General features: G+C 56.1%; 14 protein-coding genes. 1 reads left to right on the forward strand and 13 read right to left on the reverse strand.

All coding sequences use genetic code 11. From position 1 onward, the window contains the following. Positions 1–58 precede the first annotated feature (58 nt). The 7 genes from Q1L34_RS16715 to hinT all read right to left on the reverse strand — a co-directional run bounded on the left by Q1L34_RS16715 (position 59) and on the right by hinT (position 5,406). Positions 59–1,363: an NAD(P)/FAD-dependent oxidoreductase gene (locus Q1L34_RS16715; protein ID WP_004860540.1), complete on the reverse strand. Its 1,305-nt coding sequence runs from the start codon at positions 1,361–1,363 to the stop codon at positions 59–61. A gap of 240 nt (positions 1,364–1,603) precedes the next feature. Beyond that, positions 1,604–2,146 (reverse strand): alpha/beta hydrolase YcfP, encoded by a 543-nt coding sequence (ycfP, locus tag Q1L34_RS16720; protein WP_004860539.1) that lies wholly within the window; start codon positions 2,144–2,146, stop codon positions 1,604–1,606. 26 nt (positions 2,147–2,172) lie between these two features. Next, positions 2,173–3,195, reverse strand: a complete 1,023-nt coding sequence (gene nagZ / locus Q1L34_RS16725; protein WP_015584641.1) for a beta-N-acetylhexosaminidase — start codon at positions 3,193–3,195, stop codon at positions 2,173–2,175. 20 nt (positions 3,196–3,215) lie between these two features. After that, complete coding sequence (gene thiK / locus Q1L34_RS16730; protein ID WP_097357549.1) at positions 3,216–4,034, reverse strand: thiamine kinase; 819 nt, start codon at positions 4,032–4,034, stop codon at positions 3,216–3,218. Further along, positions 4,015–4,650 (reverse strand): penicillin-binding protein activator LpoB, encoded by a 636-nt coding sequence (lpoB, locus tag Q1L34_RS16735; protein WP_160873623.1) that lies wholly within the window; start codon positions 4,648–4,650, stop codon positions 4,015–4,017. The genes thiK and lpoB overlap by 20 nt, the downstream gene beginning before the upstream one ends. A gap of 21 nt (positions 4,651–4,671) precedes the next feature. Beyond that, positions 4,672–5,046: a YcfL family putative periplasmic lipoprotein gene (locus Q1L34_RS16740; protein WP_015584643.1), complete on the reverse strand. Its 375-nt coding sequence runs from the start codon at positions 5,044–5,046 to the stop codon at positions 4,672–4,674. A 3-nt stretch (positions 5,047–5,049) separates the two neighbouring features. Further along, the gene (hinT, locus tag Q1L34_RS16745; protein ID WP_004860530.1) at positions 5,050–5,406 is read right to left on the reverse strand and encodes a purine nucleoside phosphoramidase; all 357 of its coding nucleotides are present in this window, start codon (positions 5,404–5,406) and stop codon (positions 5,050–5,052) included. A 359-nt stretch (positions 5,407–5,765) separates the two neighbouring features. Here hinT and fhuE point away from each other — a divergent pair, with 359 nt between their 5' ends. Continuing rightward, on the forward strand, positions 5,766–7,961 hold the full coding sequence (fhuE, locus tag Q1L34_RS16750) for a ferric-rhodotorulic acid/ferric-coprogen receptor FhuE (protein WP_081351908.1): 2,196 nt from the start codon (positions 5,766–5,768) through the stop codon (positions 7,959–7,961). A 174-nt stretch (positions 7,962–8,135) separates the two neighbouring features. Here the strand turns inward: fhuE and ptsG are convergent, their stop codons facing one another. From ptsG to pabC, 6 genes are all read right to left on the reverse strand, one after another. Continuing rightward, complete coding sequence (gene ptsG, locus Q1L34_RS16755; RefSeq protein ID WP_004860526.1) at positions 8,136–9,569, reverse strand: PTS glucose transporter subunit IIBC; 1,434 nt, start codon at positions 9,567–9,569, stop codon at positions 8,136–8,138. Between the two features lie 303 nt (positions 9,570–9,872). Then, positions 9,873–10,658: a metal-dependent hydrolase gene (locus tag Q1L34_RS16760; protein ID WP_004860525.1), complete on the reverse strand. Its 786-nt coding sequence runs from the start codon at positions 10,656–10,658 to the stop codon at positions 9,873–9,875. A 10-nt stretch (positions 10,659–10,668) separates the two neighbouring features. Beyond that, positions 10,669–11,673 (reverse strand): DNA polymerase III subunit delta', encoded by a 1,005-nt coding sequence (gene holB, locus Q1L34_RS16765; RefSeq protein WP_069476085.1) that lies wholly within the window; start codon positions 11,671–11,673, stop codon positions 10,669–10,671. Next, positions 11,670–12,311 carry a dTMP kinase gene (gene tmk, locus Q1L34_RS16770; RefSeq protein WP_004860521.1) on the reverse strand — a complete coding sequence of 214 codons (642 nt, stop codon included), beginning with the start codon at positions 12,309–12,311 and terminating at the stop codon, positions 11,670–11,672. The genes holB and tmk overlap by 4 nt, the downstream gene beginning before the upstream one ends. Further along, positions 12,301–13,323, reverse strand: a complete 1,023-nt coding sequence (yceG, locus tag Q1L34_RS16775; RefSeq protein ID WP_327204201.1) for a cell division protein YceG — start codon at positions 13,321–13,323, stop codon at positions 12,301–12,303. The genes tmk and yceG overlap by 11 nt, the downstream gene beginning before the upstream one ends. Positions 13,324–13,325: 2 nt before the next feature. Then, positions 13,326–14,135 carry an aminodeoxychorismate lyase gene (pabC, locus tag Q1L34_RS16780; protein ID WP_004860517.1) on the reverse strand — a complete coding sequence of 270 codons (810 nt, stop codon included), beginning with the start codon at positions 14,133–14,135 and terminating at the stop codon, positions 13,326–13,328. Between the last annotated feature and the right edge of the window lie 50 nt (positions 14,136–14,185).

Below are 14,185 nucleotides of genomic sequence, written 5' to 3' on the forward strand. Positions count from 1 at the left end.
CTTGTCACAATCCCGAACGCGCCTGGCGGCACAATCCGGGAATGAGGCAAACAGATAATCAGTGCAGCTTCAGACGGGGACGAATGATGCGGTTGATGCGACCTACCAGCATCATCAGGCCGGTCTTGCAGTAGCCGTGCAGCGCGATCTGGTGCATACGGTACAGAGAGATATAGACGAAGCGCGCAATACGTCCTTCAACCATCATCGAACCGCGCATCAGGTTGCCCATCAGGCTCCCGACGGTCGAGTAGTTGGAGAGCGAAACCAGCGAACCGTGATCTTTGTAGACGTAGGACTTCAGCGGTTTGTCTTTCATCTGCGCCAGAATATTATTCAGCGCGCAGGTCGCCATCTGGTGAGCCGCCTGGGCGCGCGGCGGCACAAATCCGCCTTCCGGACGCGCGCAGGATGCGCAGTCGCCGATCGCATAAATATCCGGGTCAAGCGTCGTTTGCAGCGTTGGCTGAACCACCAGCTGGTTAATGCGGTTGGTTTCCAGACCGCCGATCTCTTTCATAAAGTCCGGCGCTTTGATCCCCGCCGCCCAGACCATCAGGTCGGCATTAATGAACTCGCCGTCTTTGGTGTGCAGACCGTTGGCATCGGCGCTGGTCACCATGGTTTTCGTCAGGACGCGCACGCCAAGCTTTGTCAGTTCATTGTGAGCGGCGCCGGAAATACGCGGCGGCAGCGCAGGAAGAATACGCTCACCCGCTTCAACCAGGGTCACGTTCAATGCCTCGTTAGTCAGCCCTTTATAACCGTAGCTGTGCAGCTGCTTCACCGCGTTGTGCAGTTCAGCCGAGAGCTCAACGCCGGTTGCCCCGCCGCCCACGATCGCGATATTGACTTTGCCGTTGGCGCCGAGGTTAGCCGAGTATTTCAGGAACAGGTTCAGCATTTCCTGATGGAAACGACGCGCCTGGTGCGGGTTATCAAGGAAAATACAGTTCTCTTTGACGCCCGGAGTATTAAAATCGTTAGAGGTACTGCCCAGCGCCATCACCAGCGTGTCGTACGGCAGTTTGCGCTCGGCAACCAGCAGCTCGCCCTTCTCGTCACGCAGCTCGGACAGCGTAATGGTTTTCGCTTCACGGTTAATATCCGCCACTGAACCCAGCTGGAACTGGAAACCGTGGTTGCGGGCGTGGGCCAGATAGCTCAGCGCATCGACACCTTCATCGAGCGAACCGGTCGCCACTTCATGCAACAACGGCTTCCACAGATGGCTATGATTACGGTCCACCAGCGTGATTTTCGCTTTTTTGTTACGCCCCAGCTTTCTCCCCAGCTGAGTCGCCAGTTCCAGTCCACCGGCACCGCCACCTACGATTACGATTTTTTTCAATGGTGTAGTCACGAGACCCCCTAAAAATATTAACCAATTGTTAATTAAAAGTTATATAAATAGCTCTTATTTAACAACAAGTTACAGCAGTGAAACCATTCAGCGAAATTGAGAATACCATGAACGGGTCATTGGTCATACCAAAATTGATATGCATCAAGTTTTACCGCCTGTTTTTTAACCATGCCATCACCGGCGACATAAAAAAAGCCCGCCGTATTCACATACGACGGGCCGGAGGCCGGGAGCAGATCAGCCTAGCGTCTTAAAGGCTTTTATCCGCTGCAGATGGGGTGAGATGTTTTTGAATTTGTGGGTCTGCTCATGATCCCAGATGATTTCATAGTAGTGATGCAGCAGGTCGGCGGAACGCTGGCTGTCCAGCGCTTCGTCCTGGCGGGAGAGTATCACCAGACAACGATCGCGGTTTTTCTCGCGGAAATTGTTGACGCACTTGGTCCCGATATCAGCATACTCTTCAGGCCTGTCGATCTTCCCTTCCATGTTTTCCGCAGGAAACAGATTGGGGTTAAAAATAGCCTGACGCACATCGCAAAGGAAACCGATCCGTTCCGCCCAATAGCCGCCCAGACCGACGCCGCAAATCAGCGGCCGATCGTCAGTATTAAGCTGCAGCATTTTATCGACTTCTTTTAACAAGTGCTGCATATCATGTTTTGGGTGCCGCGTGCTGTAGCTTATCAGACGCACATCGGGATCGATAAACTGCAGCTGCAGCACCTTCTCATGGTTTCCGGGACTGTTTGAGTCAAAACCGTGTAAATAGATAATCATCGCATCCTCACCAGACTTCAGGTCAATTACGCAGACTTCGCCTCTTGCCAACGCGCGTGGAGCTGCTCCAGCTGCGCATTAACCGTCTTCCAACGGGCAGAATCCCTTAACTCCTGACGGGTAAATGAACCTTTATGATACAATTTCGTAACACGCTCTGCTTTGATCGGCGACAGGTTATCCAGCACGCTGACCGCACCCTTACGATTATTGCAGACCAGGATCATATCGCAACCTGCATCCAGCGATGCCTGCCCGCGTTCGGCATAGCTGCCCATGATCGCCGCCCCTTCCATCGACAGATCGTCAGAGAAGATCACCCCATCGAAACCCAGTTCACCGCGCAGCACCGTCTTGAGCCAGTGCGCTGAACCGCTGGCCGGGCGCGGATCCACATCGCTGTAGATAACGTGGGCAGGCATAATGGCGTCGAGACGATTTTCCGCCACCAGGGTGCGGAAAACCGCCATATCCCGGGCCCGAATCTCGGCTTCAGCACGCGGATCTCGCGGCGTCTCTTTATGCGAATCCGCGGTCACTGCGCCGTGTCCCGGGAAGTGTTTCCCGGTGGTTTTCATTCCCGCCTCGTGCATTCCGTCGATAAAGCGGCGGGCGATAGCCAGCGCTTTATCCGGATCGTCATGATAAGCGCGTTCACCGATCGCGGCACTGATGTGGCCGACATCGAGAACCGGCGCAAAGCTGATATCGATATCCATCGCGATCATCTCGCTGGCCATCAGCCAACCGGCCTGAGCCGCCAGCGCGCCGCCCTCTTCCATCCCCAGTAGCGCCGCAAAAGATTGCGCGGCCGGCAGTCGGGTAAACCCCTCGCGAAAGCGCTGAACGCGACCGCCTTCCTGATCGACGGCCACCACCAGATGATTGCGCGAAGCCTCGCGGATCTGGCGCACCAGCTCCCGCAGTTGGGCCGGATCGTGATAGTTGCGGGTGAATAAAATCAGCCCGCCCACCAGCGGATGAGCGAGAATCTCACGCTCTTCCGCATCCAGTTCAAACCCTTCGACATCCAACATTACCGGACCCACACTGACCTCTCTTATCCTTTTCATTCTTTGCCTAACTGACACCATGTTTCATCTGCCAGCGTGATAAATTGCCGGTCGCCGGTCTGCTGCCAGCGGCGTTCATACCAGCCCGCCATCAGCAATATGACCCAGGGACGCCAGCGTTGTACCTGTCGCCACAGCAGCCGCTCATCAATATGTGCCAGCCGGGAATATGCGGTGACCAGCTGGCGATGCGCCGTCGGCGCAATCCACACCGCGGCCAGCTCCAGCGCAATGTCGCCATCGCCCGCATATTCCCAGTCGATCAACCGCGGCCCCGCTTTCGTATGGACAATATTGCCGGCGTGCACATCCATATGTAGCGGCGCCAGCCGCAGAGGGCGAGGCTCGCCGCGCTGCAACAAACGTTTATGCCAACGCAACCACAGCGGCGTGCGCCGCGCAGGATCGCAGGCCAGCCAGTAGCGTTCAAGCAGCGGTGCCAGCGCCACACGCCAGCCCAGACGCGGCTGCCGGTGCAGATGATACAATAACCCTGCCAGCCGCGGGCACTCCGGAAGCGTGCTTTTCATCTCGCCGTCGCAATATTCCACCGCCAGCCATCCCGGCGAATAGAAAAGCGGCGCGGGGACGACGGTCTTCGGCAGGCGAGACAGGGTGCGGTACTGGCGGAGGAATTCACGGGCGGGAGCGTCGGGGTCGTGCGGCTGGCGCAGGACCAGCCGCCGGACGCCGTCGCTGATAATACAGCTGCCGCCGCTCAGGCCATTCTGGCCCAGGCCGGCGACAGGTGAATAGCGGGGAAAAAAGCGCGACAACACCTCATCGCGCGTCAGTTTACTGTTGCTGAACGGCACCTTTACCTGACCAAATAATCTCGCCGGTCTGAACCAGCATCAGCTGCATTTTCAGCTCAGGTGAATTGACGTTGCCGGTCGCATTTGAGTACAGCACGTACTGAGCTCCCACGGTACGGGCAATCCCCATCGCTTTGCTGCGGCTGCCGAGACTGTCCTGAGGGGATAAACCCAGCTGCTGTTTTGCCACGCCCAGCTGCTGGGCAGACACCAGCGTAAATTTGCCATTGCCGCTCAGGGCATTGCGCAACGCCGTCGTCGCCTCTCCGGCGTTTAGCGTGCCGTTGGTGCGGTTATTCACGCTGTCGACCAGCAGAATACTTCCCGCATTGACGCCGCCTGCCTGCAGCATTTGCCCCACCATCGGTTGTACCGCCGCATTCCAGTCATAATGACGCACGCGCGGCGCTGGCTGTGCCGGCTGCTGCTCGTGTTCAATCGGCCCGGGCTGCCCCGGAATAGTCGGAACCGTAGGTACGGTTGGTACCGTCGGCTGCGGCTGGGCGGGCTGCGTTGGCTTCGGCTGCGCCTCCTCAACGGGAGCGGGCTCCTGACGTTGCCCCACGCACCCAGCAAGGAATATCGCCAGTGCCGTGATTAACGCGTAGCGACACATTTTAATCATTACAATTACCCCTTACAGATAAAGATACAGGCGGGCCTTATGCGCCCCCAAAATATTCGCGCTACCGTACAAGGTGACAGAAGAGTGCGCAGGCACCGTGATACTCCGGGCCGGCTCCAGCGGATGCATTTCCAGTCCTCTGGCGTCATACCAGAAGAAGCGGTAATGCACGGTGATCGGTTCCTGTCGTTCATTAAACAGTCTGGAAGTGGCGGTTGCCTGAATCTCTGAGGCCGTGACCTCTGGCGCATCGGCGCTGATGCCCGCCGCCAGCACGTTGGATTCCATCACCAGAGTCTGCTGTTCACCCACGGGGATTTCCGCATGGGAACCGCACCCGACCAGGAGCACAGCCGCCAGAAGCGGGCCGAAATGAGCTGCGCGCATCGATTAACCTTTGTGAGCCAGCATCGGACCTAGCGGGCGACCGCCCAGCAGGTGCATGTGGATATGGTAGACTTCCTGGCCGCCGTGGCGGTTGCAATTGACAATCAGACGATAGCCATCGTCAGCAAGACCTTCATCACGCGCAATTTTTGCCGCCACGGTCATCATGCGCCCCAGCGTCAGTTCATGTTCAGCGGTCACATCGTTGACGGTAGGAATCAGGATATTGGGGACAATCAGAATGTGGGTCGGCGCCTGCGGGGAAATATCGCGAAAAGCGGTCACCAGTTCATCCTGATAAACCATATCCGACGGGATCTCCCGGCGAATGATTTTGCTAAAAATCGTTTCTTCTGCCATGACTGATTCCTTATTAATTTTTATACCGTGCTCTGGCCTGCCTCTGCAGATAAACGCGGATGCACAGGATTCGCCTAAGAGTATGAGCGAGTTACTCCTCCTCTTTCAACCTGAATGCGCTTTTTCTTATCCCGCAGCGCTGTTAGCTGCTGATGGATTAATCATATCTCCGGTGAATGCGTTTAACCGAAGCGCTAATTGCCGTTTCTGATAACACTTCTTACTTCTGTTTACACATTAAATACTAATGCGTATATTTCTCATTTGTATTCACTATTGGATGCGGTGCGCTTCCAGACACGATATGACCGTGGCCGTAGAGTCCCGGCACATAACAATAACTATTTGATTAAGGGTTTATGATGCTTCTCACGATTAATTCCCGGGATCGGCGTATCGCGCCGTCCCTGCTGGCCGTTGGTATTGCGCTGGCGCTTCATCCCGGCCTCAGCATTGCCGCCGCCGATACCGACGATACCATCATTGTAGAAGGTACAACGGAAATCAGGCCTGATGCCCAGCAGCAGGATTACAGCGTTAAAACCACCACCACTGGCACTAAACTGCTATTAGTACAACGGGATATCCCACAATCCGTCAGTGTCATCAGCCAGCAGCGCATGCAGGACCAGGAACTCAACACTATCGAACAGGTTCTGGATAATACGACCGGCGTGAGCGCATCCCGCGTTGACACCCATCGTACTAACTTTTATTCCCGCGGCTTCTTCGTCAGCAACTTTGCGTATGAAGATATGCCAACGTTCCTCGATAACCGATGGAACTTCGGCGATGCCGCTGGCGATACGGCAATTTATGACAAAATCGAAGTAGTACGCGGCGCGGCGGGGTTAATGAGCGGCACGGGCAACCCTTCAGCCTATGTCAACATGGTACGTAAGCATGCCGACAGTAAAGAATTTAAAGGCTCGGTTTCTGCCACCTATGGCAGCTGGAACAATCAACGTTATGTATTGGATCTCCAGGCTCCGTTAACCGAGTCGGGCAACGTCCGGGGACGGGTCATCACCGGCTACCAGGATAAGGATTCGTGGGTTGAACGTAACCACTATCGTAAAAAATTCATCTACGGCGTCGTGGATGCGGACGTCACGGATTCCACCACTCTTTCGTTGGGCTATGACTATCAGGAGAGTGAGGAAGACAGCCCGACCTGGGGCGGTTTCCCGTCAATGTTCAGCGATGGCAGCAAGACCCATTTCCGTCGAGGCTTTAACACCGCGGCCGACTGGACCTACTCTAACGTCGATTCAACCAAAATCTTCGCCAACCTCACACAGCGCTTTGATAACGGCTGGGAAGCCAAAATCAATACCATGCACGCGGAAACCAACTTTGACAGCAAGTTAATGTATATCGACGGTTATCCCGATAAAGCAACGGGACTGTATGACGCATCCAAATGGTATGGCGCCTGGGGCGGCTGGAACAAGGGTCAACGTAAACAGGACTCAGTGGACGCATTCGTACGCGGCGGGTACAACCTGCTGGGCCGCCAGCATGAAGTCATGTTCGGCGGCAGCTATAGCCGCCAGCGCAATAACTATGACAACGCCTATCCGGTTAACGATAACTATGGCCTGATGGACGTTGGCAGTATTTACGACTATAACGGTAAGCTGTCCGACCCGGCATGGTCCAATTTTGCGCTCTATCAGCGCGACGTGATCCGGCAGAAATCCCTGTATGCCGCGTCGCGCATCTCCCTTGCGGATCCGCTGCACCTGATCCTTGGCGCCCGCTATACAGAGTGGAGCGCTAAATATAACCTCGAGCGCCAGCCGGATGAAATCCGTCACGCAAAATTCGACGACGTGACCCCGTATGCCGGCCTGATTTATGACATCGACGATACCTGGTCCGTTTACGCCAGCTATACCTCTATCTTCCAGCCGACCGGCCAGCGCGATATCAATAGTGTGTTCCTCGATCCGACGACCGGTAAGAGCTATGAAACAGGCGTGAAAGGTGACTGGTTCGACACTCGTCTGACAGCAACGGTATCCCTCTTCCGTATTGAACAGGACAACGTCGCCGTGAATACCGGGACAACAATTCCAGGTTCTGGCGGCCAGACGGCATATAAATCTGTCGATGGCACCGTCAGCAAAGGGATTGAATTTGAGCTGAACGGTGCGCTGACCGATAACTGGCAATTAACCTTTGGCGGCAGTCGCTACGTTGCAGAAGATGAAGACGGAAATGCGGTTAACCCAAGCCAGCCGCGTACCTCACTGAAGTTGTTCACCCGTTACCAGTTGCCAGTGTTGCCGGCATTGACCATCGGCGGCGGCGCGCGCTGGCAGAATAAAACCTGGCAAGAGCTTGATAATGGCCCGAACAACGTCAGCACGATTACCCAAAGCGGTTACACGATTATCGATCTGTTCACCCGCTACCAGGTGAGTAAAAACTTTGCCGTGCAGGGCAATGTCAACAACCTGTTCGACAAAGAGTACTACGACTATCTGGGTAGCTACGGCGTGTATGGTGCGCCACGCAACTTCTCAGTTAATGCCAGCTACAGCTTCTGATCTATCGATTTAAGCTGTTCTCTACCAGTCAGTCCCCGCTCGTGAATAATACGGCGGGGGCTTTTTCATCCCCGATATCATCCATCTCGTCTCTTGTTCACCTGTTCATCCGCGGCCCAAGGCAGCAATAAAAAAGGCAGCCAGTTGGCTGCCTTAGTCTCCCCACATCACGACTTAGTTGCTGCGGATGTATTCATCCATTTCAGTTTTCAGGTTATCGGATTTGGTCCCGAAGATTGCCTGAACACCTGAACCTGCAACAACCACACCAGCAGCGCCCAGTTTTTTCAGGCCAGCCTGATCAACTTTCGCTACGTCGGCCACGCTGACGCGCAGACGGGTGATGCATGCATCAAGGTTAGTGATGTTGTCTTTACCGCCGAACGCTGCAATCAGTGCCGGAGCCATTTCGCTGGTCGCACCGGCTTTGCTGTCTTCAGTGGTATCTTCACGACCTGGAGTTTTCAGGTCCAGTGCTTTAATCAGCACGCGGAAGATAACGTAGTAGACGATGGCATAGCAGATACCGACGATCGGGAACAGCCACAGCTTGCTGCTGTTACCAGACAGGACGATGAAGTCGATCAGACCGTGAGAGAACGACGTACCATCACGCATACCCAGCAGGATACAGATCGGGAAGGCCAGACCGGCAAGAATTGCGTGGATAACGTACAGAATCGGCGCAACGAACATGAAGGAGAACTCGATCGGCTCGGTGATACCGGTCAGGAACGAGGTCAACGCTGCGGAGATCATGATACCGCCCACTTTCGCGCGGTTTTCCGGCTTAGCGGAGTGCCAAATCGCGATAGCAGCAGCCGGCAGGCCGTACATTTTGAACAGGAAGCCACCGGACAGTTTACCCGCAGTCGGGTCGCCTGCCATATAACGAGGGATATCGCCGTGGAAGACCTGACCTGCCGCGTTGGTGTATTCACCAATCTGCATCTGGAAAGGAACGTTCCAGATGTGGTGCAGACCAAACGGTACCAGGCAGCGTTCGATGAAGCCGTAGATACCGAACGCCACAACCGGGTTCTGGTATGCCGCCCACTGAGAGAAGGTCTGGATAGCAGTACCGATCGGTGGCCAGATGAAGGACAGGATCACGCCGGTGAAAATAGCGGCGAGACCGGAGATAATCGGAACAAAACGCTTGCCCGCAAAGAAGCCCAGATATTCAGGCAGCTTGATACGGTAGAAGCGGTTGAACATGTACGCTGCAATAGCACCAGAGATAATACCGCCGAGTACGCCGGTATCAGCCAGGTGTTTGGCCGCAATTTCTTCAGCAGGTAAATGCAGAACCAGCGGCGCAACGACCGCCATGGTTTTCACCATGATGCCGTAAGCAACAACGGAAGCCAGCGCAGATACGCCGTCGTTATTGGTGAAGCCAAGCGCCACACCGATAGCGAAGATCAATGGCATATTGGCAAAGACTGAACCGCCTGCTTCTGCCATAACGTGGGAAACAACGGCTGGCAGCCAGCTGAAGTTTGCGGAACCGACGCCCAGCAGGATACCTGCGATAGGCAGCACGGAGACCGGCAGCATCAGCGATTTACCGACCTTCTGCAGGTTAGCAAATGCATTCTTAAACATAATTGAGAGTGCTCCTGAGTATTTGGTGCTTTTTACGTTTTCACGCATTGGCACGGGGGGAGAACCGTGCCGTGGACAGGACATCTAAGCGCCCTTTATTTATTACACAGAGTAAAATAATTGACGGAATCATTGTTTGACGGCTATCACGTTTCAATCAGTCAGCGTTGAAAAATTTACACCAACTTACATAAGCCGTGTCTGGATGTTGCAAAAAACCCTTCACCGCCCATTTTGTGGCGGTGAACTTTACTCGCTTTACCTATTAATTACGAGCCTTAAAATAATAGAAAGATCGGCAGGTTACAGTCTGGCGGGGTCAATGTGGAACAGGCTGGCGAAATTTTGCGTGGTCTGTTGCGCCAGTTGCTCAAGCGAAACCCCCTTCAGTACCGCCATGTATTCCGCAACATCGCGTACCATTGCCGGCTGGTTCTCTTTGCCGCGATGCGGGACCGGCGCCAGGTACGGCGAGTCGGTTTCCACCAGCAGGCGGTCGAGCGGAACATAGCGCGCGGCATCGCGCAGCTGTTCGGCATTACGGAAGGTGACGATCCCGGAAAACGAGATATAGAAACCCATATCCAGCAGTTTACCTGCCGTCTCCCTGTCCTCAGTGAAACAGTGTAGTACGCCACCGCAATCCGTCACTTTTTCTTCCTGTAAAATCGCCAGCGTGTCGGCGCGCGCGTCGCGGGTATGCACGATAACCGGCTTGTTTAACTCGCGGCCAATGCGGATATGATCGCGAAAGGAAGCCTGCTGGCGGGGTTTGGTTTCCGGCGTGTAAAAATAGTCCAGCCCGGTCTCCCCCATTGCGACAACCCCCTCTTCCGCCGCCAGCTTGCGCAGCTCGTCAACATCGTACTCTTCATCCTGATTGAGCGGATGGACGCCGCAGGAGAAAACCACATTGTCGCGCGGGCCGACCAACTCACGCATTCCGCGGTATCCCGGCAGCGTCGTGGCCACCGCGAGGAAAAACTTCACGTCACGGGCAGCGGCTTTTGCCAGCACATCGTCCACGTCTTTGTGCAGCGTTTGATAATCCAGGCCATCCAGATGGCAGTGGGAGTCGACTAAAAACATAATGTCTCGCTCAGAGGTGGGATACGGGAAGTACCGTCCCAGGTTGCAGGTAATGTTCCCAGCGCAGAAGGCGCTCGGTTAGCAGCAGTTCGCGGTTGACGCCAACCACGTTCAACAGCTGGTCCCGGCAGGCGCTGACGTCGCGTGCGATCGCCTGCAAGCGGGCGGCAGGCAGCGCCTGCGCTAGCTGATTGACCAGCGTCCAGGCATCAGGGTTACTCACCAGGGTGATTCCCTGCTGCCGTTTTTGTGCATCCAGCAGCAGCGACGCCAGCCAGTGCAAACGAACTGCGGCCTGTTCGTGATTCAGAATCGGCAGCAGCGCCAGCCAGTCGCCGCTGCTTAACACGCTCGCCAGCGTCTGGACCAGCTGCTGCCGGGAAGCCCAGTGACTTTCCTGCAGCAGATCCAGCGCCGCCGCAGGCGCATTCGCGCTCAGGCGTAGCGCGGAGAGCAGCGCCTCCTGAGGCAGTGCCACCTCGCGTTCCAGCCACGCCAGCCCGTAGGACTCTGACGGTGGCGCAAGGTGATGGAGACGACAGCGGCTGCGCAGCGTGGCCAGCAACCGCGCGGGTTCCTGACAGGCGAGGAAAAACCAGGTGTTTTCCGGCGGTTCTTCCAGCGTTTTTAACAGGGCATTTGCCGCGGCATCCGTTAACAAGGCAGCATCGCCTATCCATACCACTTTGGCGCCGCCAAGCCGGGAACGCTCATACAGCTTTTCGTTAACGTCACGCACCGCGTCAATACCGAGGGCGCTTTTGCCTTTTTCCGGCGCCAGGGTGTAGTAATCGGGGTGCGTGCCAGCCTGCATCAGTTGGCAGCTATGGCACTGCCCGCAGCTTTTATTTCCTTCCGGCTGGCGGCACATGAGATAGCGGCACAGCGCATAGATCAGCGCCTCGCCCCCCATGCCAGGCAATGCCTGAAGCAGTAACGCATGGTGACCCCGTCCAGCCTGATAGCCGGCGACTAATTGTTCAAATGACGGGCGTAACCACGGGTACCATTTCATGCGCTTTGCTCCGCGACCCACCGACTGATAACCGCCCTGATATCGCTTGCGACGGCGTCCAGCGATTGCGTCGCATCGATGGTGTGAATAGTAGGATCCTGCGCCGCCAGCTCAAGGTAGCGCGCCCGGGTACGATTGAAGAAATCCAGCGACTCTTGTTCAATGCGATCGAGTTCGCCGCGCGCGCGCGCGCGCTTCAGACCCACCTCCGGCGTCACATCCAGATACAGCGTCAGGTGCGGGCGAAAATCGCCCAGTACCGCATCACGTAGCGTCGCCAGCATCGTCTGGTCGATACCGCGACCGCCGCCCTGATAGGCCTGGGTCGACAGGTCGTGACGATCGCCGATGACCCATTGGCCGCGAGCCAGAGCGGGTTTGATCACCGTCTCGACCAGCTGAACACGGGCGGCGTAAAACATCAGCACTTCGGCTTTGTCATTAATCACTTCATCGCCGGTGGATTGAATATCCAGCACCAGGCTGCGCAGCTTCTCGGCCAGAATAGTGCCGCCCGGCTCACGGGTAAACACCAGATCGCTGATACCCGACTCCTGCAGCGCCTCCACCACCAGATTGCGCGCGGTGGTCTTCCCTGCGCCTTCCAGGCCTTCGATAACGATATAGTTACTGCGCATTTTTTTCCTTAAGTACTTTCAGATAATCCTGTACCGAGCGGTTGTGGCTGGCCAGATTGGTATTAAACGTATGCCCACCTTTACCATCGGCAACAAAATAGAGATAAGGCGTTTTCGCCGGGTGCGCCGCGGCGTTCAGAGAGGCTTCTCCCGGTACGGCGATAGGCCCCGGCGGCAAACCGCCGATCGCGTAGGTATTGTAGGCCGTCGGCGTCTCCAGATCTTTGCGAGTCAGCTTGCCAGTATAACTCTCCCCCATACCGTAGATCACGGTCGGGTCGGTTTGCAGACGCATGCCAATCCGCAGACGATTGATAAATACCGACGCCACGCGGTCGCGTTCTGCGGCAACCGCCGTCTCTTTTTCAATAATCGACGCCATGGTCAGCAGCTGGTTCTGATCTTTGTACGGCAGATTATCCATCCGCCCTTCCCAGGCTTTTTCGACCTGCGCGACCATCTTCTGATGCGCGCGCTTGAGGATCGCCACATCGCTGGTATGGGCGGTATACATCCAGGTATCCGGCCAGAACCAGCCTTCAACCCAGTCCGCATGCTCGAGGTTAAGCGCCTGGGCGACGGTTTCGTAGCGATCGTCCGCCAGCGTATGTTTGATGTACGGCGCATCGCGCAGCTGACGCAGGTAGTCGCTCACCCGCATCCCTTCCACAAACCGCAGCGGGAACTGGGCCTCTTTGCCGCTGCCCAGCAGTTGCAGCATTTCACGCACCGTCATGTTCGGCGTGAAGCGGTAGGTACCGGCTTTAAAGTGGGATAATTCAGGCTCAAGACGTAGCAGCCACTGGAATACGCGCGGCCGGTTAATGACCTTATCGCCGTACAGCTGTTCCCCCAGCGCCATGCGCCCGGTACCGGCCTCTAAGGTGAAGATCGTCTCTTCTTTAATCAGCAGCTTGCTCTGGGCAAGCTGACGAACTTTCCAGATGCCCGCGCCTGTAGCAATGCCCAGCACGACCAATAACAGCAGGATAAAACGTAACATTTTCTTCATGACTAACCAGACAGCTCACACAGTGGGGCTAAAAAATGATAAAGCTCTCGCGAGGACCAGCATGTCTCGTCCCAGCGGCGAACCGGTACCAGCGGCATCAGCGCATTGCATATCAGCACTTCATCGGCATCACGCAAGGCATCTGCGCCCGCAGTGACTTCGACAACGCGAAACGGCGATTGTGCCAGCTGCGCGATGCAATGCTGACGCATAATGCCATTGACTCCGGCATGATCGAGACGTGGCGTAAACACATCCATCCCCTTGCGCCAGAACAGATTTGCGGCACAGCATTCCGTAAGCCACCCGTCGCTGTCAAGAACCAGCGCCTCATCGGCGTCCGTCTGCTCAAGATGAGACCGGATCAACACCTGCTCCAGTCGGTTCAGATGCTTCAGCCCGGCCAGCAATGGATTACGCCCCAGGCGAACCGGGCTTAGCGTCAGCGCAACGCCGGTTTCTTGCCAGCGCGCATAATGGGCGGGATAAGCTGAAACGCTGAGGATACGTGTGGGACTCTGACAGCTCGCGCCGCTGTAGCCGCGACCGCCCGCCCCCCGGGTCAGTATCACTTTCAGCACGCCGCTTTGCTGTTCAAGCGCCAGGCGCTGCATTTCAGCTTCCAGCTGCTGCCATTGCGCGTAGGGAATCATGAGCGCTGCGCAGGCCAGCTGCAAACGTCGGAGATGGGCCGGCAACATCTGCACTTGATGTCCCACGATACGTGCGGTGGTAAAGCACCCGTCGCCGAACTGGATTGCCCGGTCACTGGCGGCGAGGGTGTCCCGTTCAATGCCATTAATCAAGAACATAGCGGCTCCTTATCGGTGGCCTGTCAGTGTCTCAGGATGAATTACGCAGG

It is taken from the genome of Klebsiella ornithinolytica, assembly GCF_030505655.1.
Lineage (GTDB): Bacteria > Pseudomonadota > Gammaproteobacteria > Enterobacterales > Enterobacteriaceae > Klebsiella > Klebsiella ornithinolytica.

Coding starts and splice junctions, on each gene's coding strand:
- ycfP (WP_004860539.1), bottom strand. CDS start 2,146: ATGATTATCTATTTACACGGTTTTGACTCAAACAGTCCCGGAAACCAT.
- lpoB (WP_160873623.1), bottom strand. CDS start 4,650: ATGTGTCGCTACGCGTTAATCACGGCACTGGCGATATTCCTTGCTGGG.
- Q1L34_RS16740 (WP_015584643.1), bottom strand. CDS start 5,046: ATGCGCGCAGCTCATTTCGGCCCGCTTCTGGCGGCTGTGCTCCTGGTC.
- hinT (WP_004860530.1), bottom strand. CDS start 5,406: ATGGCAGAAGAAACGATTTTTAGCAAAATCATTCGCCGGGAGATCCCG.
- fhuE (WP_081351908.1), top strand. CDS start 5,766: ATGATGCTTCTCACGATTAATTCCCGGGATCGGCGTATCGCGCCGTCC.
- ptsG (WP_004860526.1), bottom strand. CDS start 9,569: ATGTTTAAGAATGCATTTGCTAACCTGCAGAAGGTCGGTAAATCGCTG.
- Q1L34_RS16760 (WP_004860525.1), bottom strand. CDS start 10,658: ATGTTTTTAGTCGACTCCCACTGCCATCTGGATGGCCTGGATTATCAA.
- holB (WP_069476085.1), bottom strand. CDS start 11,673: ATGAAATGGTACCCGTGGTTACGCCCGTCATTTGAACAATTAGTCGCC.
- tmk (WP_004860521.1), bottom strand. CDS start 12,311: ATGCGCAGTAACTATATCGTTATCGAAGGCCTGGAAGGCGCAGGGAAG.
- yceG (WP_327204201.1), bottom strand. CDS start 13,323: ATGAAGAAAATGTTACGTTTTATCCTGCTGTTATTGGTCGTGCTGGGC.
- pabC (WP_004860517.1), bottom strand. CDS start 14,135: ATGTTCTTGATTAATGGCATTGAACGGGACACCCTCGCCGCCAGTGAC.